A 17,679-nucleotide genomic window follows, 5' to 3' on the forward strand; every position below is an offset into this window, starting at 1 on the left:
CGTCCCGGCGGGCCGGTCGGACGAGCCCTGGAGGGAGTGGTCAATGTTCGAAGGGCTTGGGCTGAGCAGCCTCGCCGAGTCCGTGTACCTCGCGATGCTCCAGCACCCGGACGAGAGCCTCGACGTCCTCGCCCGCCGGCTCGACGTGGACCACGCCCAGATCCGGGTCGCGCTCGACGAGCTCACCGGCATCTCGCTGCTCCAGGTGTTCCCGGGCCGGCCCGGGCCAAGAGCCGTCCGGCCGGAGATCGGACTCTCGGCGCTGGTGGCCCGTCAGCAGGCCGAGATGGCCCGCCGGCACCAGCAGATCGAGGAGGGGACGGCCGCGCTGTCCACCCTGCTGGCCGAGCGCGCGGAGAGCCGCCCGGCCGAGACCGAGCCGGGCATCGAGCGGCTGTCCGGCATCGAGGCGATCCGCGACCGGCTGAGCGAACTCGCGCGCAGCTGCGAGTGGGAGGCCAGCTCCTTCATGCCGGGCGGCGCCCAGTCGGAGGAGAACATCAACGCCAGCCGGGCGCTGGACGCCGAGGCGATCGACCGCGGGGTGCGGTTGCGGACGGTCTACCAGGACAGTGTCCGCAACCACCGGCCGACGCTGGAGTACGCCCAGTGGCTCAGCGGGCTCGGCAGCGAGGTGCGCACCACCGCGTCGCTGCCCCTGCGGATGCTCATCGTGGACCGGCGGGTGGCCGTGGTGCCGCTCGACACGGCCGACGAGCAGGGCACCGCGGCGGTCGTGATCTCCAGCGTCGGGATCATCACGGCCCTCACCGCGCTGTTCAACTCGGTCTGGCGGTCCGCGACCGTGCTCGGCGCCGCGCGCCGGCGCGACGACGTCGGGCTCTCCGGCCAGGAGCGCCAGGTGCTCAGGCTGCTGGCCGCGGGCCTGACCGACGAGGCGATCGCCCGGCAGCTGGGCGTCTCGGTCCGCACGGCCCGCCGGGTCGCCTCGGACCTGCACACCAGGCTCGGTGCGCGCAGCAGGTTCCAGGCCGGCGCCCAGGCCGTCTCGCGGGCCTGGATCACCCCGGACGACCTGGAGTAACGCGGTCCCCGGCCGCCTCAGGGCCCCACCTCGGTGGAGCGGACGGCCCAGCTCGGGCAGGTTCCGGCGCCGGCCATGGTCCGGCAGCAGAGCTGCTCGGCCACCCGCGCCGCGTCCAGCAGGTCGCGGGCCTGCACATAGAGGTTGAACACCACGAAGCCCTCGTGGACGTCGATCCGCGCGTGCTGGAGGCAGTCGGTGCCGGCCCTGCTGCACAGCAGGTGCCGGTGCAGCTCGCGCGCGGACTGCGGCGCGGCGCCCGGGGTGTCAACCGTGGTCTTGGTCAAGTACATGGGTGGACCCGCTCCCGGCCGGGGCGTGCGGTCCGGTCCGGGGGGCTCGGGCGCCGTCGCGCCCCGGACCCCTTCCGGCCGGCTGGTCAGACCTCACGCGTCGCGTTCTCACGCCGACCCCTTCACGTACGTCGTTGCGAGCCGGTCCCGGGCCGGTTCCGCCGCGCGGTCACCGCGGCTCCGAGGAACCGGAACCGCGGTGGGTGGGCGGCCGGACCGGTACCGGGGGCCGGAGTTCAGGGCCCGGCCCCCGGAGCCGGCCCCCGGGCGGGGGCCGGCTCCCGAAGGGCCGTCAGAGGATGATGGGCGGATCCGGGGCCCACCGGGTCAGGGCCCAGCGGACGAGTTGCGGGCCCAGTGCGGCGGCCATCACCGCGAACGCGGCGATCATCGCCCACCGCGTCCCGAAGGCGACGGCCAGGGCGCCGCCGACCGGCACCCCGATCAGGCTGGCGGCCTGCAACAGCACGAAGGCCATCGCCATCACCTGGGCGATCCGGTCCTTCGGCGCCGCGGCCTGCAGGCTGCCGAAGACACTGGCGATCAGCAGCGTCCCCCCGAAGCTGCCCGCGAGTTCCAGCAGCACCAGCCCGGCCATCGCGCTCGGCCCGGAGGCGGCGAACGGCAGCAGGGCCAGCGAGAGCAGGCTGACGGCGGTGCCCAGGGCGAGCGTGCGGCCCGACCCGAACCGCTTCTGCGCACGGCCGACGAGCATGCCGCCGGTCACCCCGCCGACCGCGCCGAGTGCCAGCAGCGAGCCGATCAGCGACGGCCCCATGTGCACCGCGTGCACGAGGAAGAGCACGAGCACCGGCTGGGTGACCCCGTTGACGAAGGACACCGTGACCACCGCCCGGACCCCGGACTGCCGGCCCATCGCGAGGGCGAGGCGGACGTTGGCGGCGGCGCCGAGCCGCTGCTTCCAGGTCGTGGACGTCTTCGAGGTCTCCGCGGTCTTCACGGGCTCGGCCGGCACGGCGCCTTCGGCGGTTCCGGCGGGACCGGCGGCGCCCGCGGGCCCACCGGCCACCGCGTCGGCCGGCCCGGTGTCGGCGCTCGCGGGCCGGACCCGGGTGAGCAGGGCCGCGGAGGCCAGGAAGGAGAGCGCGTCGACCAGCACCACGTACGGCGCCGCGACCCGGGCGAGCAGGGCGCCGCCGAGCGCGGGCCCGCTGATGTCCGCGACGCTGCGGGTCGCCGAGATCTTCCCGTTGGCCTCCACCAGGTTCGCCTTCGGGACGATCTGCACCAGCAGCGGACTGGACAGCGCGGAGTACACCCCGAGCGCCGCCGAGGCCACCGCGGTCAGCGCCAGCAGCAGGACGATGTGCAGCGCCCCGAGCCACCAGAGCAGCGGTACGGACCCCATGATGGCGGCCTGCACCAGGTTGCAGGCCGCCATCATCGGCGCGCGCGGACGGCGCAGCCCGTCGGACCACGCCGCCGCCGGGAGCCTGATCAGCAGCGACGGCAGCACCTCGACCACCGCCAGCGAGGTCATCTCCAGGGCCGAGGCGCCCAGCGTGACCGCCGCGCACATCGGGATGGTGACGTTGCTGACCGCCGAACCGACCTGGGAGAGACCGGTCGCGGCCCACAGGGCCCGGAACGGCCGGTCGGGGAAGACCGGCGGGTCCGCGGTCTGCTCACCCCCGCCGGCCAGTGCCGTCGTCGTCACGTCGCTCGTCCTTTCACGCCGGTCCTCTCAGAGCGTGGGGATGCGGACGCCCGCGTCGGTGGCTCCCTGGGCGAACCAGGCCGGGAAGCTCTCCGGGTAGCGCATCCGGGCGATCTCGGCCAGCCGGGGGATCAGCCGGGAGACGCCGTTCATCGTCCGCATCGAGTCCACGGCGATCTGGCTCAGGAAGCGGTGGTTGTCGCGCACATGGGGCCGGGCGTAGCTGAAGAAGACCCCGAACTTCTCCCGGCCCGGGTCCCGCAGGACGGTGGTGCTGGTGTGCATCAGACGAGCGTTCCACATCACGACGTCGCCCGCTCGGGTATCGACGCGTTCGCGGAGATCCGACTCGCCCACCGTCCGCGCCGGGATGTCGAACTCCGCTTCGGTGGTGCCGTATCCGTCGAAGGACATCAGGTGCGAGGCGCGCACCACGTCGATGCCTCCGCCGCCGACCGGGTCGTTGTCCTGGAGGTACAGCCCGCACTGGACGTGGGCGAACCCGGGCTCCCAGACGTACGAGGCGGTCGGTCCGACGAAGGTCGCGTCGACGTGCCAGGGGACGTACACGTTCTTGCGCGCCGTGCAGTTCGGGTACAGCACGGGGTGGTCCTCGCCCAGCAGTTCCTTGGCGGCGCGCACCACGCGCTCGCGCAGCACGATGCCGGCCAGGAAGTCGTCGGCGAGGAAGTCGCTGGTGAGCATCTCCTGCGAGCCGGTGCCCGTGAGGTAGCCGGAGCACAGGGCCCGGGCGCGCTCGACCTCCGGGGCGTCCAGGACACCGCGCAGGATCACGTAGCCGCGCCGGGCGAAGTCCTCGGCGGAGACCTGGGCGGAGACCTGGGCGGAGACCTCGGCGCACGCTCCGGCGGCGGGCGCGGGGGCGACCGTGGCGGTGCCGTTCGCCGCCGTCATCGCTGGACCCGCACCGGGCTGCCGGGGACGACGCACGCGGCCAGGCCTTCGAGCTGGCCGTAGCCCAGGCCGCAGCAGTCGCCGGTGATGTCCTCGTCCAGGGCGTCCGCCGGGTGCTCCGCGTCGGTCGCGGTGAAGGTCTCCAGGTCGATCGGCTCCGGATCGTCGTCGACCCAGACCAGCGCGCCGGCGGTGATCAGGTCGAGGTGGACGTCCGCGATGTACGGGACCTTGCTGACCCGCTGGTTGTGCTGGCCGAAGCCCAGGTGGACACCGCAACGCCGCTCGTTGATGTGCGAGTTGGCGGTGATGAACTCGTCGATGCCCCGGTTGGTGCCCAGGCCGAACTCCCCGACGTTGCGGCCGTAGGGGCTGTTCAGGCAGAGCTGGAACATCGCGTCGAGCTCCGGGTCGGCGCAGGTGAGGGAGACGGCCTGGCCGTTCTCGATCTCCACCCGGACCGGGTTGGCCGCCAGGCTGGCGTTCAGCGGGGTGATGATGTTGGCGTTGAACGCGCCGTCCGCGACCAGCACGCCGTCGACCGTGACCGGGTACGTCGCGACCTCGCCGGCCGGCAGGATGGTGAAGCCGCCGGGCCGCCAGACGCCCCGGTTGCTGATCCAGTGGTACTTGTCCGCGTCCAGCTCGATCGTCAGGTCGGTGCCGCCCCGGCTGGTGACCCGCACCTTGCGGGCCGGCTTCACCCGCTCCAGCAGCGTCGCGTTGAACCGGGTCAGCTGCGCCGGCGCCAGGTTGAGGGACTTGGTGAAGAACGCGGTGGAGGCGCTGATGATCCGCAGGATCATCGTGCGGTCGCCGCCGAACCTCCGCAGCGCGTTCTCGAAGACGTTGAAGTGCGACATGGTGTCGCGCTCCAGGGTGAGGATCACCAGACGGCCCGGCAGCGTCTCCGGGTCGGGGAGCACCGCCTCCAGGCGCCCGGCGAACTCCGGGTCCTCCAGCTTGCGCATCGGGACGATCGGCGCCGTGAAGCCCCGGTGCCGGAGCGCGAGCGCCAGCCAGGCCGCCGGGTCGCGGCTGTCCGGGGTGTAGGTGATGACGAAGGTGTCGGTGCTGTTGACGAGGACGTAGTCGTCCAGCAGGACCTTGACGCCCTGCTGGACCTTCTCGTCCGGAATGACGAAGTTCATGGTCGAGCTCCTCGGATCGACGGGGACCCGCCGGGCGGATCCGCAGGCGCACATCGCGCACGGACGGTAGGGGTACGGTGCGGCGGACGAGGCAGGGGCACCCGTCGCCCGGCCGGAGGAGGTCCTCCGGCGCGGTGCGGCGAGTGCCCCTGCCGGCACTGCTAGTTGTTGTAGAAGGTCGAGTACGAGACCTTCCACGCCACGTCGCCGAGGCCGTCCTCGTCGACCTCGGCCGGCTCGGCGGCAGCCATCGTGTTGACCAGTTCCTCAAGCTCCTCGAACGCGGACATCGCAGTCTCCTTCGGCTGGTGGTCGTCAGCGGGCTGCTGACTGGTCCCATGCTGTGGCCCGGGTCGGAGCGGGCGGTAGTGGTCACTTCCTGCACCCCCGAAGGCCTGGCCTGAACCGGCCTCCCGGCGCCCGGACGGACTGTCCCTGCCATGTCGGCCCGAGGCCGGTGCAATCTGCTGACCAGCCCGGAAAGCCCCTGTATACAGGTTTCCGACACCCACGCCGCACCCCCCGGAGGCAGGACCATGAGCAACTTCGCTGGCACCAAGGCCGGTTCGGACATGCGGCGGTCGCCCGCCCGCCTCGTGGCGACCGCCGCCGCCCCGGCCGCCGGGAGCCGCGGGGCCTCGGGCGACGACGACGGCTTCGGCTGGCAGGTCGCGCCGCGCTCCTGAACGCCCGCGGTCCGCACACCTCCCGCACGCCTCACGCACGCCGCCCGAGCCCGTCGCGTCGCAGGAAGGAACGAACGGTGACTCACCCCGAATCCGCACCGGAGGTGCTTCGCTACCCCTTCGGGGAGCCCCACCTCCTCGACCTCGACCACCGCTACGCCGGCCTGCGGGACACCGAGGGGCTCGGCCGGGTCGAGGTCAGGGACCTCGGTTCGGCGTGGCTCTGCTCCCGGTACGCCGACGTCCGCCGGATCCTGACCGACAGCCGCTTCGGGCTGACCCCGCCGGCCGACCCGGCCACCCCGCCCGATGGAGCCGGTCCGGCCGCCGACGCGGCCGCGCGCTGCCCGGTCGCCGTCACCGGCGCGAGCACGGCGGCAGCACCCGGGCGGGAGCCGGCGCCGACCTCCGCGCAGGTGACCAGGGTGACCAGGGGCGGCCTCAAGCCGCGGCAGATCGAGCGGCTGCGCGGGGCGACCGAGAAGATCGCCGACGAGCTGCTGGACGGGCTGGGCCGGCTCGACCGTGGCGGGCCGCCCGGTGCCCGGGCGACCACCGATCTGATGGCCGGATTCGTCAAACCCCTTGCCGCCGAGGTCCTTTGTGAACTGCTCGAGATACCCGCCGGGGAACGCCCCGGGGTGCGGGCCAGGCTGCTGGGAGCGGCCACCACCGCGTCGCCCCCGTCCGGGGCGGACCAGGAGGACCGGCGCGCCCTCGCCCGCCGGCTGGCGGAGCTGATCGCCGCCCGCGACCCGGCCGGGCGGAGCGCCGACGACCTGCTGAGCGCCATGATCCGGGCCCGCGGCGAGGGCGAGGAGCGGCTCTCCGACCGCCAACTGGTCACAGCCGCACTGCGGTTGCTCCTGCCCGGGCTCCAGAACACCGTTCTGATGCTGTCCAATTTCGTACGCGCGCTGATGCACCACCGCTCCGAGCTGGAGCGGCTGCGCCACCGGCCGGACCTCGTACCCTCCGCCGTCGAGGAACTGATCCGCTTCACGCCGTTCCACAGCACCTCGACCTTCCCCCGCTACGCCTCGGAGGACGTCGAGGTCGGCGGTACGCTGATCCGCCGCGGCGAGGTCGCGGTGGGAGCGCTCTGCGCGGCCAACCGGGACGAGCGCGCGTTCACCGACCCGGACAGCTTCGACATCGGGCGCGGCGAGAACGCCCACCTCGGCTTCGGCATGGGAACCCACCACTGCCCGGGCGCCGCCCTCGCCCGGATGCAGCTCCAGGTCGCCATCGCCGCCCTGGCCCGCCGGGTCGACGACCTGTACGTCGCGCCCGTCGCGAACGCCCGGTCGGTTCACGATCCCGGCGGCCGCGTCATCGGCTGGTTCGACGCGCTGCCCGCGACCTGGTCCGCGATCCGGCCCTGACCCCGCCCCCGCCCCCGGGGCCGGACCCGAGTCGGGTCCGGCCCCGGGGGCGCGTCCGTGCTACGCGGCGGCCGGGCAGGTCATGGCGATGGTCGGGCTGCCGCCCGCCTCGATCCACTGCCTGCCCTCGTAGGTCTGCGTGCCCTGCGCGTACTCGTAGTAGAAGTAGAGGACGCCGAAGGCGACGACGGAGGGGCTGTGGCAGTCGGACTCGGGAGTGAACCGGTAGGCGAGCCGCACGCTGCGGCTCTCGCCAGGGGCGATGGGCACGACGGGGGCGGTCATGTTGAAGTACGACATGGTCTGCTCGAACCCGCACGCGCTGGCGTCACCGGTGCAGGAGACGAATTCCGGACGCGAGCCGGCCGGGGTCGGTGAGGTCTGTTCGGAGGCGTAGGTCGTCACGTAGAGGAACTGCACGTCACTGGCCTGGTGATTGGTGAAGGTCACGGTCAGCGTGCCGACCTGGCCGGGAGTCACGACGGGGTGGTCCACGCTCAAGGTGAACGGCGGCGGGGGCTCGGCGGCGGAGGCCGGGTGGCCGAAGCCCAGCAGGCCGAGGAACAGGGCGATGACGGCGATGAGGCGCACGCGCCTCAGTGCGGGGGCGGGTATACGCATGACGGTTGAGCGTAGGGACACGATGCCCGTCGCGGCAGCCCCGCCCGGCGGATCCGGCCATGATCCCGCCCGCGCCCGGAGATGAGTACGGGTACTCAGGAATCCGGCCGGGCGGCTTGGCAGAATCGCCGGATGGACGAGACCCCCTCCCGCCCCGGGCGCCTGCGGCGGCCCGCGCGCACCGGCACCGGGGCCGATGTGGCCCTGGGCCTCCTGCTGCTGCTGCTCGTCGCCGGGGCGCTCGTCGCCCGGCTCTTCGACTCCGGCCTGGAGGGCTGGGCCCGGTCGTACGACGGCCCGGCCGGGCAGGAGGCGATCCGCCGCCTGCACCGGCGGGACGGCGACTTCATCGGCTACGAGATGGCCGCCGTCCTCGTCCTGGCGGCCGTGGCCGCCTGGGCCCGCCGCCCCTGGACGGCGGCCCTCCTCCTGCTGGCCACGGCGGGCCTGGTCGCGGCCCTGGTGGCCCAGGCCCATCCGTCGGCGTGACGCCGGGGGCGGGGGCGGGGGCGGGGGCGGGCGGGGGCTACGCGTCCTCGACCTCCAGGCCGTAGGCGACGACGGCCTGGTGCAGTCCTCCCTGGTAGCCGGCGAGGGCGGGGGTGAAGTCCCAGTTCCCGGCGCTGTCGCGGTCGAAGCGGCCCAGGCGCATCGCGGTGTTGGTCTCGGCGCCGTCGGCCAGGTGCACGACGGCCGGAGCCTGGTCGGCGCCGGCTTCGAGGATCAGCGCCGGTCCGGCGAACCCGGCCATGGTGGCGCTCGGACGGTTCGCGGTGTCGGCCGCGGCGACGATGACGAGCCGGTCGGCGTCGGCGGGGAGCGCGTCGAAGTCCACCATCAGACAGGCGTTCGCGTCGCCGTAGCCGGTCACCAGCCGGACCGAACCGTCCGGTGTGGATGCGTTGTTGTAGAAGACCAGGTGCTCGTCCGACAGCGCCCTGTTCCCCTGGCACACCAGGGCGGCGATGTCGTACTCCTCCTCGCCGGTCCAGTGCAGGAGGAGCCGGGCGGGCTCGGTGGCCAGCTCGATCCCGGACAGGCCGTCGCCGCCCTGGTCACCGGCACGGTCATCGGCGCGGTCGTGGTGCGCGGCCGCGAACACCTCGTGGAAACCGTGGTGCTTGAGCAGGCCGACCAGTTCGGCGCCGTTGATCAGGGTGATGGGCTTGCCCGCCACGAACTGGTGCGAGCTCGGGCCGAACCGGCTGGTGGTGACCAGGACGCCCTTCGTCGCGGCCCGGTCGTGCTGGAGCGTGCCGTAGAGGTCCCGCACGGCCGACGGCGTGACGGTGTCCCGGTACCGCTTGACCTGCACGATCACGTTTCCGCCGCGGAAGGGATCCGTGTCGATCCCGCGCACGTCCACCCCGCCGTCCCGCGAGCGGGCGGTGAGCTCGACCTTCATGCCCATGGCCTCCATCAGCCGGGCTATCAGCTGCTCGAACTCGACCGGGTCCATCGCCAGGAGGAGCTGGAGCTCGCGCACCCGTTTGGCCATCCGGCCGCGGTTCGCGTTGGTGTCGTCGCGGAGGTGGCGGAACAGCATCCGCTGGGCGTGCCGCTCGCTGGTGTCGGGATTGCTGAGGCGATGGAGCTTCCGGCTCCGGGGCATACGGTGCTCCCTTGCAGGGGTGGCTGGTGGGGCAGGCGTGACGGTGGACGACTCGCCGACGCGGTGTCAGTCGTGTGTCGCCACCGATAGTAGGGCCTGCGCCTGGACAGCTCCTGCGAGCATGAGCATGACTGGCGGTAACTCAGTTGTCCTGTAGGCGGAGGGAGTTGGACGAACGGGCCTCGAACGGCGGGGCCGGTGGCAGATCGGCCCGGCCGTGGTGGGAGCAGGTCCTGCCGGACCCGGCCGGGGTAGGTCAGGCGTTGCGCTTCACCGCGAGGAAGCCGGCGGTCTGGCCGGCCGGGGCCAGGTTCTCGCCGGTGCCGTGGGGCTCGGCGCGCAGGACGGTGCCGGCGAGAGTGGTCCGCTGGTTCACCCCCGTGTCCCAGTGGTGCAGGATGACGCCGTCGTAGTCGTAGTGGAAGTCCGAGATCGGGGTGCCGGGCCGGCCCTTGCCGGTCAGGGTGAAGGCCACCGGCGAGGAGCCCGACACCTGGCCGGTCATGACCATGGCCTGGGCCTCGGTGCCCGGCGGCGCCGGGAAGACCAGCAGGCCGCTGACGGTGCCGTCCGGCGCGGCCGTCAGTCTCAGCTCCAACTGCGCGAACCGCAGTCTGTTGAAGTCCTGGACCGGGTCCGGCAGCTCCAGGAAGCTCCGGTAGGTGTAGGTCCCGGTCAGCTCGGCCGCGTCCATGGCTCCTCCTGAACGGTGCGACGCCATTCGGTCCCCCCTTCCAGCCTGCCGGGGTCGGCCGGACTCCGCGAGCGCGGCGCGGCGGACCGGGCCGGCCCGGCGGCCGGTCCGGGCGCTCGTCGTCACGGAGGGTGCGGGGGAGCCGGGCGCCCCCGGTCAGCGGCGGCCGGTGCGGCGGGCGGGCGGGGTGATGCGAATCCGCTGCGCGGGGGGCGCGCTCTCCAGGTCGTGGAGCTGTGCGGTGATGGTGGCGCGCAGGTCGTCGTCGTCCTCGAAGGTGTGGTCGTTGAACAGGGTGTAACCCGTCCACATCAGGTTGGCGCAGACCCGGGCCGGTACCCGGCCGGTCCGGGCGCCCATGCCGACCAGGGCGACCGAGCGGATGCTGCCCGGCGCCGCCGTGTTCTGCCGGTGGACGGCCTGGAACGCGGCGGCGCAGGCCAGGGCCACGTTCAGGGTCTCGCTCACGTTCTGCGAGGACTCCTGCATGGTCGGAGCGGAGATCAGGAACGCCGGGTTGGTGGCGCCGGAGGGCACGCACACCGCGCTCCCGACCGGCAGCGCCCCGGCGAAGCGGTCCCGGATCGCCCGCTGCACGCGCAACTGGATGCCGGCGCCCAGGTGCCGCTTGACGGCCGCGTCGACCCCGCCGTCCATCCGGCCGCGGGAGTTGGTCGGGCTGACCCAGGCGTCGACGACCTCGTCGAGGATCGACCCCCGGCGGATCTCGATCTCCGGAGTGTCGGCGAACGCGGCTCGCCAGGCCTCCACGACCGGCGCGTTGAGGTCGGTCAACACGACCCTGAGCGGCGTCTGCGGGCGATCGGTGGTCATGCTCCACTCCCCTTCGGGACACGGTTCCTCGAACTGGTGACGACGCTATCGCCGACCACTGACAGGGCGACAACGGGTGCGTGCCGCACCGGCGGTGCGTGGAAGCGGGCCGACGGGTCCGGACGGCCGACTGTCGGACCGGGCCGGTACAACAGTGGAGTCCGCCGCGGAGGTGACGGGCCCTCACCGAACGACCGCCGGCACCCGGCGGTGGTCCGTCCGGCCGCCCCGTCACGTCCGCCGAACCACGGCTGTACGGAGTCACACCACCATGAGCGATGCCCACGCCCCCGCGCCGTCCGCCCCGACCGACCCGACCGACCCGCTGGCGCTCGCGGAGCTCTTCAAGGGCGGCGGTGAACCGTGGCTTCCGCTGCTGAAGCCGGTCATCGAGGCCCAGCCGGACGCGGCCGCGTTCATCGGCCCGGGGCGCGGCCCGGAGGTCGTCCCCGTCCGCGAGCTGACCTTCCAGGCGCTCAAGCCCAACGCGCCGCACAAGTGGAAGGTCGTCGTCTTCGGCCAGAACCCGTACCCGCGGCCGGAGAGCGCCACCGGCATCGCCATGTTCGACAACACCTTCCACGACTGGAAGGACAGCCAGTTCGGCCGGGTGGTCAGCATCCGCTGCATCATCAAGGCGGCGGCGATGTGGAAGCACGGCATCCCCAAGAAGACGCCGATCGCCGACATACGCGGGCTGCTGAAGGAACAGGACACCGTGCAGCCGCCGGAGTGGTTCCAGGCGATGCTCACCCAGGGCGTGCTGCTGCTGAACGCGGCGCTCACCGCGAGCAGCGACGGGTCGACGGCGACCGACCGGCACACCGCGTTCTGGCGCCCGGTCGCCGAGCGGATCGTGGAGGAGATCCTCCGGGCCAAGCAGGACGCCGAGGACGAGGAGGACCGGGGCGTCGTCTTCGCGTGGTGGGGCGCGCACGCCCGTAGCCTGAAGAAGGTCGTGCTCCGGCTCCAGCAGAAGTATCCCGGGGTCGAGGTCCGGCACATCGACCACGCCAACCCGGCCGCGCAGGGCGACATCTTCTGCGACGGCGACCACTTCGCCATGGTGAACGCGGCGCTCGCCTCGCTGGGCGCCGAGGGGATCGACTGGCTGCCGGCCAAGGGGTGGAACGAGGGCGCGGCGCAGGGCGGCGGGGAGGGCGGCGATCTCGCCGAACGCATGGGCGCGTTCATCACCTCCACCATGGAGCTGCACCAGCTCTACCTGGAGCGGCTCGCGAGCGTCAAGGACGAGGGGCTCGTCCTGCCCGCGATCACCGGGGTGTTCGACACCCCGCTGATGGACTTCCGCGCGGCCGTCGCCCCGGTGGCCGCGCTGCTGTCCGGTCTGGACCGGCACGTCGAGCGGTCGCACGCCTTCGGCCGCAGGCGGGCGGAGGAGGCGGCGGCCGGCGGGCTCTCCGCCGAGGCCATCTCGGCGCTCTACCTCTACACCTGCGAGTCCGCGTTCTACCGGGAGATCAACGCCATCCTGCGCGCACCGGACCGGAGCCGGGTCGTGCCGTACCTCCCGTACCTACGGCTGCTGTTCTCGGCGGTGTCGCAGCTCCCGGCCCGCACCGAGCCGCTCTGGCGCGGGGTCTCGCTGGACCTGCGCGCCCAGTACCCGCTCGGACGGACCGTCACCTGGTGGGGCGTCTCCTCCTGCACCTCCGAGCTCGGCGTGGCGAAGGGGTTCCTCGGCAGCCGGGGCAGGCGGACGCTGTTCGAGGTGCTCCCCGTCCGGGCCGCGGGCATCCAGCGCTACTCCGCGTTCACCGGCGAGGAGGAGTTCATCCTGCTGCCGGGCACCCAGCTCAAGGTGACGAACGTGAAGGCCGAGCGCGGCGGCCTGTGCACCGTGACGCTGACGGAACTGGAGGAGCAGAGCCTGGTCTCCTGACCGGGGCCGGGCAGGAGCCCGGGCGCGGCCCCGGGCTCCTGCCTGAGCGGCTCCGGGCTTTGGCCGAGCCGCTCCGGAGCGCCGGGGCCGCTCAGACGCCGATCCGGTGCGCCGCCCAGAACGGGGCCAGGTCCTCCGCGGTGGCGGCCCCGGCGGCGGCCAGGAACGCGGGGGTGCCGCTCACGCCGTACCAGTGCGCGCGGGTGTAGCCGTGGAGCAGGCGGGCCATCGCGTCCGCGCCGATCAGCCGCCGCAGGTCGTGCAGCGCGCAGGCGCCGTAGTCGTAGACCACCACCCCGTACCGGTCGGGGTGCTCGTCCCAGTAGGCCATGCCGTTGGTGATCCGCTCCTCGGGGGCGGACCAGGCGACGCGGCTCCAGCAGTCCGCGCCGTCCCGGCCGAGGGCGAGGTCGGTGGCGTACTCGGCGAAGGACTCGTCCAGCCAGGGCTGGTGGTACTGGTCGTCGCCCACGATGCCGTACCACCACTGGTGCGCGATCTCGTGGACGTGGGCGGTCGTCTTCACCCGGTCCAGGACGAAGCCCGGGTACTCCATGCCGCTGAACCAGAGGTCGTCGTCCAGCACGACGTCCAGCTCCGCGTACGGGTAGCCGCCGAAGGCGCGGGCGTGCGTGTCCAGCGCGGACACGGCGAGGCCGAGCATGGTCCGGGTATCCGCCGCACCGACTCCGGCCACCGCGTGCACGGTGACCCTGACCCCGCCGGCCGAGACCGCGGAACTCCTCTCGAACGGGCCCGCGGACCAGGCGAAGTCACGCACCTGCCGGGCCGTCGCCGTGGTCACGGTCCGTCCGGCGGCGCCCGGGCCGTCGGACGAGCTTCCGGAGGCCGGGACCCCTAGGGCCGCCGGGTGGTCGAGCACCACGGTGAAGTCGGCGGCCAGCGCGTAGAAGGACTCCCCGGTGTCGGTGAACGGGTCGAGGTGCCAGCCGTCGGCGTCCCGCACGGCGAGCACCGGCAGGGCGTTGCCGAAGTGGCTGTACGCCCCGTGCCGCCCGAACCGCCCGGCCTTGTCCGCGAGTTCCGGTGCCCTGAGGTCGAGGTCGAAGCCGATGCTGTGGCGGCCCCCGGGGTGCAACGGGGCCGGCAGGGCGACCCGCAGCACCGTGCAGTCGGCCGACAGGGTGGCCGCGGCGCCCCCGACCAGGCGCGTCACGGTGACGGCCGGCGCCGGGCAGCCCCCGTGGGCGTTGCCCCACAGCCGCAGGTAGACCTCGGGGAGAGGCTGCGCCGAGACATTGGTGAAGCTCACCCGCTCGTGGCCGGTCCAGCGGGCGCCCGAGGAGTCCCCGGTCAGCGCGACGGTGTAGGCGGCCGCCGCCGGTGTGCCGGCCGGTTCGGCGGACCGCTCCCGGCCGGGCGGGGCGAAGCCCGTCGCGGTGGCGACCAGCGCCAGGCAGGCGAGCAGCGCGGCCAGCAGCCGGTCCGGTGGGCGGCCCGGTGGGCGGCCCGGTGGGCGGCCCGGCGGGCAGTCCGCGGGGGCCGCCCGGGAGCCGTGGCCCGGGGACGGGTCTGGGGACGGCCGCACGGACGGGCCCGGGGCGCCGGTGGACGGCGGCCGTCCGGCCGGGCGGTGCGGCGGCACGGCCGGACGGGTCCCGTCCCGGCCCGGGGTGCGGGACGGGACGGGACCGGGAGTCGGTCGGAGGACGGTCACCGGGTGCCGCTGCCCTCCCGCTGCCGCAGTACCGCCAGGTCGACCGCCCGGTCGACGGCCGCCAGGCCGGCGGCGAGGTCCGTGTGAACCACGTACTCCACCGAGGCCACCGTGTGCAGGCCCTGGACCAGGAAGGTGTACTCCCGGTCGCGCTCCAGCAGCAGCACGATCGGCTTGTCGAAGGCGCTGGCCCAGCCGATCTCGATGTGGGTGCCCGGCGAGGCCGGGTGGCCGGGCAGGGCGACGAACACGTCGGCCTTGCGGATCTCGTCCTGGTCGAGCTTCGTGCACTGCTCCGGCCGCATCAGCTCCGCCCCCCAGGCCTCGCGCCGGTGGGCGTTGTGCACGGCGAGCCCCTGCGACTCGAAGTGCTTGATCAGGATGTCGAACGGGGCCCGCGACTCGGCGGACATCTCTCCGGTCTCCGGGTCCAGGAGCTGGATGAACGGGCCGGCGAGGAACACCGACCGGATGCCCAGGTCGGGGCGGGAGCCGTTGGTCAGGGTGATGCTCATGGGGGGAGGTACCTCCGGAACAGCGCCGGTGCGCGGGGTGGGTGGGGGTCGGCCGGCGGGGCGGTCACGGGCCGGACCGGCCGAGGGGGAGCGGTGGACCGGTCAGTCCTTGAGGAAGCACTGGATGAAGGCGTCACCGCTGGTGCCGCCGTGGGTGTACTCGGTGGTGTCGTAGGCGACGAAGGGGTGCCGCTCGACCCGGATCGAGCGGAAGTGCGGCAGGTACTGCCAGCGAAGCTCCGGCTTGGTGCTGAAGAAGGGGATGAACACTCCGCCGGGGCGCAGCACCCGGACGACCTCGGGCATGGTCCTGGCCCACAGCTCGGCGTCGGTCCAGACGTCCATGTCGAGGGCGGGGTCGAAGAACATCCCGTCGATGCTCTCGGACGGCAGCTCGAAGATCCGCTGGAAGAAGTTGCCGCGCTCGATGGCGAGGTTGCCGGGCAGCTCGGGGTGGCGGGCCCGGAAGAGGTCCTCGACCTCGTCGAAGAGCTCCAGCACGGTGTGCCGGCGGGTCGCCGGGTTGCCCGCGATCCGCAGCGCGGACAGGCCGAGGCCCAGCCCCACCTCGTAGAAGTCCTGGCCGTACTCGCAGAGCATGTCCGCGCTGGCCCACATCAGGTCCCGCTCCCAGGCCTGCATGGCCTGCTCGCCGCCGATGCTGAGGGTCACCTCGCCGTTCTGCTCGATCAGTTCGATCGCCGGCTTGGTCTGGCTCTCCATGGTTCTCCTTGGATTGTGCGGTGGGTCAGGCGCTGCGGGGGACGACCCCGAAGTGGCGCCGGGCCGTCGAGACGGCGAGGTCCTGCACGGCGAACACCGTGAAGTAGTAGGCCTGCGGGGCGGTGTCGGCGGCGAACCGCACACGGAACCCCACCTCCTCGGGCCGGCCGCCGGTCAGCCGGAGCCGGGTGGTGACCGGCTCGACCGTGGTGTCCTCGCGCAGGTAGCTCGGGACGAAGAGGCCGAGGCGGACGGGGCCGCTCCGGGTCGCGGTGACCATGGCCCGGATCTCCAGCACCCCGCCCTGCTCGACCTCGTCGGGGGCGTGGGCGAGCAGCGCGGGGGAGTCGGGGAGCCGGAAGGTGACGTCGCCGCAGCGCATGCAGACGGCGCAGGTGGTGTCCAGGATGTGCGGGAGCAGGCCGCGCCGGGTGAACTCCTGGGCGGGGCGGCCGCAGTGGCAGGTGACCTCGCGCACCTGCGGGTCCAGGCTGCTGCGGTCACCGAAGTGCGCCGGGTAGTTCATCAGTTCGTGCTCGGGGTTGGCCGCGACCTGTTCGGTGATCACGTGGTCGAGGGACTGCAGGTCGGCAGTCAGCGAGCCGTGGATCTGCTCGGGCGACTGGTCGGCGAGATGGGTCGGCCGCGCCACCCAGAGGTCGACCTTCCGGGCGAGCCTGGTCAGCCGGGGCCGCAGCGGGTGGTTGTGCGGCAGCAGCTCCGAGCCGAGGTAGGCGGTGAGCCGGGCGCCCACGGTGAGCAGCAGCGGGTCGGGGCGGTGGTCCGCCGGGGCGGGCGGCGGCGGGGTGTCCTCCGGCGCCGACGGCAGCCCGAAGCGCATGAACGCCGGGTACGGGTGCGAGCCGGCCAGGCTGGCGTTGAGGGTGTCGACGGAGTCCGCGCCGACCAGGGCGCCGTGCATCCAGGCGACGTTCTCCGGCCGGTCGGAGTCGTGCACCGACACGGCCGAGACCACCGTGCGGGCCGGGCCGTCGAGCGCGTTCAGCAGCAGCTGGTACTTGGGGTCGTACAGCGCGAGGTCCGCGAGCGGGCCGCTGTTGCACGCGCTGAGCACCAGCTCCACGGCCTCCACCCGGTTGAGCGGGACGAGCTTGTCCTCGGGCTTGTAGCAGGGCAGCCCGTAGGCGCAGCGCGGGCCGAGCAGCCCGGGCACGGCCGTGGCCGTGCCGTTGAGGCCGCAGATGGTGAACTCGCCGAGGTTGACGCTGTCGTCCTTGCCGTGCCCCTGGAAGGCCACCCGCCGCCACCGGGTGCCGAGGATCCGGGCCTGGATGTCCTCGCGCTCGAAGTCACGGTCGTCGAAGACCTGGACCCCGGGCAGCCGGGGCGGCCGGTCGGTGTCGGTGAACAGGCCCAGCGCGTCGACGTCGAGGGCCGGTTCGGCGTACTGCTTGGCGATGTTCCAGCCGACCGAGGCGTCGTCCCGGCCGCTCAGCAGCGTCAGCCCGTGCGGCCGGCCGCGGTAGGTGTCCAGCAGCAGGTCCCGGACGGGGTCGAGGGTGAGCCGGTCGTAGCGGCCGACGAGCAGCAGCGAACCGCTGTGCCGCGCCCGGAACGACGCGACGTCCGCCAACTCCTCCTCGGCCACCCATGTCCGGGCGAGCGGTCGGGCCAGCTCGGCGAGCCCCTCGGGCAGCTCGGCCGCGCCGAGGACGATCCCGAAGTCGAGCGGGTGCGGTTGCCGCCGGCCGCCGTACAGCCGGCCGGCGAGCTCGACGCTCTGCGCCAGGTCGGCGCGGTCGTCGGTGGGCACCGGCACCGGCAGGAGCTGCGGGGAGTCCAGGAACTCCCGCACGGCCCGCGGTAACTGGTGCCGGGTGACGGTGCGGAACAGGGCGGCCGGACCGGGCAGGTCGGGCCGTTGGTCGGGCCGTCGGTCGGCGGGGGCGGCGTTCATGGTGGACCACCTCTGGGGCGTGGGAAGG

Annotated in this window: 18 protein-coding genes; 5 read left to right on the forward strand and 13 right to left on the reverse strand. The window is 73.4% G+C overall.

Translation table 11 applies throughout. The annotated features are described in order from the left end of the window. The first annotated feature begins 43 nt into the window (after positions 1–43). On the forward strand, positions 44–1,045 hold the full coding sequence (locus ABZ497_RS08135) for a LuxR C-terminal-related transcriptional regulator (protein ID WP_352291388.1): 1,002 nt from the start codon (positions 44–46) through the stop codon (positions 1,043–1,045). Positions 1,046–1,062: 17 nt separating this feature from the next. Here ABZ497_RS08135 and ABZ497_RS08140 read toward each other — a convergent pair whose 3' ends face one another. From ABZ497_RS08140 to ABZ497_RS08160, 5 genes are all read right to left on the reverse strand, one after another. Further along, positions 1,063–1,338: a hypothetical protein gene (locus ABZ497_RS08140; protein WP_329486300.1), complete on the reverse strand. Its 276-nt coding sequence runs from the start codon at positions 1,336–1,338 to the stop codon at positions 1,063–1,065. A gap of 292 nt (positions 1,339–1,630) precedes the next feature. Further along, positions 1,631–3,016 carry an MFS transporter gene (locus ABZ497_RS08145; RefSeq protein ID WP_359803977.1) on the reverse strand — a complete coding sequence of 462 codons (1,386 nt, stop codon included), beginning with the start codon at positions 3,014–3,016 and terminating at the stop codon, positions 1,631–1,633. A gap of 27 nt (positions 3,017–3,043) precedes the next feature. Next, positions 3,044–3,931 carry a phytanoyl-CoA dioxygenase family protein gene (locus ABZ497_RS08150; protein ID WP_359803978.1) on the reverse strand — a complete coding sequence of 296 codons (888 nt, stop codon included), beginning with the start codon at positions 3,929–3,931 and terminating at the stop codon, positions 3,044–3,046. Continuing rightward, positions 3,928–5,082 carry a hypothetical protein gene (locus ABZ497_RS08155; RefSeq protein ID WP_329486297.1) on the reverse strand — a complete coding sequence of 385 codons (1,155 nt, stop codon included), beginning with the start codon at positions 5,080–5,082 and terminating at the stop codon, positions 3,928–3,930. Before ABZ497_RS08155 ends, ABZ497_RS08150 begins: the two co-directional genes overlap by 4 nt. 161 nt (positions 5,083–5,243) lie before the next feature. Further along, the gene (locus ABZ497_RS08160; RefSeq protein ID WP_329486296.1) at positions 5,244–5,372 is read right to left on the reverse strand and encodes a hypothetical protein; all 129 of its coding nucleotides are present in this window, start codon (positions 5,370–5,372) and stop codon (positions 5,244–5,246) included. 246 nt (positions 5,373–5,618) lie between these two features. On the opposite strand from ABZ497_RS08160, the gene ABZ497_RS08165 reads away from it, so the two are divergent. Continuing rightward, positions 5,619–5,768, forward strand: a complete 150-nt coding sequence (locus ABZ497_RS08165; RefSeq protein ID WP_359803979.1) for a hypothetical protein — start codon at positions 5,619–5,621, stop codon at positions 5,766–5,768. A 77-nt stretch (positions 5,769–5,845) separates the two neighbouring features. After that, entirely contained in the window at positions 5,846–7,153 is a 1,308-nt protein-coding gene (locus tag ABZ497_RS08170; RefSeq protein WP_359803980.1) for a cytochrome P450, read from the forward strand. A 60-nt stretch (positions 7,154–7,213) separates the two neighbouring features. Here ABZ497_RS08170 and ABZ497_RS08175 read toward each other — a convergent pair whose 3' ends face one another. Next, the gene (locus ABZ497_RS08175; protein ID WP_359803981.1) at positions 7,214–7,774 is read right to left on the reverse strand and encodes a hypothetical protein; all 561 of its coding nucleotides are present in this window, start codon (positions 7,772–7,774) and stop codon (positions 7,214–7,216) included. A 132-nt stretch (positions 7,775–7,906) separates the two neighbouring features. Here ABZ497_RS08175 and ABZ497_RS08180 point away from each other — a divergent pair, with 132 nt between their 5' ends. Further along, positions 7,907–8,263, forward strand: a complete 357-nt coding sequence (locus tag ABZ497_RS08180; RefSeq protein WP_359803982.1) for a DUF6234 family protein — start codon at positions 7,907–7,909, stop codon at positions 8,261–8,263. A gap of 37 nt (positions 8,264–8,300) precedes the next feature. Here ABZ497_RS08180 and ABZ497_RS08185 read toward each other — a convergent pair whose 3' ends face one another. From ABZ497_RS08185 to ABZ497_RS08195, 3 genes are all read right to left on the reverse strand, one after another. Continuing rightward, on the reverse strand, positions 8,301–9,386 hold the full coding sequence (locus tag ABZ497_RS08185; protein WP_359803983.1) for a restriction endonuclease: 1,086 nt from the start codon (positions 9,384–9,386) through the stop codon (positions 8,301–8,303). 256 nt (positions 9,387–9,642) lie between these two features. After that, positions 9,643–10,080, reverse strand: coding sequence for a hypothetical protein (locus tag ABZ497_RS08190; protein WP_359803984.1), 438 nt, complete (start codon positions 10,078–10,080; stop codon positions 9,643–9,645). 156 nt (positions 10,081–10,236) lie between these two features. Next, entirely contained in the window at positions 10,237–10,914 is a 678-nt protein-coding gene (locus tag ABZ497_RS08195; RefSeq protein ID WP_359803985.1) for a macro domain-containing protein, read from the reverse strand. Positions 10,915–11,185: 271 nt separating this feature from the next. On the opposite strand from ABZ497_RS08195, the gene ABZ497_RS08200 reads away from it, so the two are divergent. After that, positions 11,186–12,817 carry an ADP-ribosyltransferase domain-containing protein gene (locus ABZ497_RS08200; RefSeq protein WP_359803986.1) on the forward strand — a complete coding sequence of 544 codons (1,632 nt, stop codon included), beginning with the start codon at positions 11,186–11,188 and terminating at the stop codon, positions 12,815–12,817. A gap of 91 nt (positions 12,818–12,908) precedes the next feature. Here the strand turns inward: ABZ497_RS08200 and ABZ497_RS08205 are convergent, their stop codons facing one another. The 4 genes from ABZ497_RS08205 to ABZ497_RS08220 form a co-directional block, all read right to left on the reverse strand. Beyond that, positions 12,909–14,366 carry a M1 family metallopeptidase gene (locus ABZ497_RS08205; protein WP_359803987.1) on the reverse strand — a complete coding sequence of 486 codons (1,458 nt, stop codon included), beginning with the start codon at positions 14,364–14,366 and terminating at the stop codon, positions 12,909–12,911. A gap of 125 nt (positions 14,367–14,491) precedes the next feature. Beyond that, positions 14,492–15,010 (reverse strand): nucleoside 2-deoxyribosyltransferase, encoded by a 519-nt coding sequence (locus ABZ497_RS08210; RefSeq protein WP_359803988.1) that lies wholly within the window; start codon positions 15,008–15,010, stop codon positions 14,492–14,494. 102 nt (positions 15,011–15,112) lie between these two features. After that, entirely contained in the window at positions 15,113–15,733 is a 621-nt protein-coding gene (locus ABZ497_RS08215; RefSeq protein ID WP_359803989.1) for a class I SAM-dependent methyltransferase, read from the reverse strand. A gap of 25 nt (positions 15,734–15,758) precedes the next feature. After that, positions 15,759–17,651: a hypothetical protein gene (locus ABZ497_RS08220; RefSeq protein ID WP_359803990.1), complete on the reverse strand. Its 1,893-nt coding sequence runs from the start codon at positions 17,649–17,651 to the stop codon at positions 15,759–15,761. Positions 17,652–17,679 lie beyond the last annotated feature (28 nt).

It is taken from the genome of Kitasatospora sp. NPDC005751 (assembly GCF_040630835.1).
In the GTDB taxonomy this organism is placed as follows: Bacteria; Actinomycetota; Actinomycetes; order Streptomycetales; family Streptomycetaceae; genus Kitasatospora.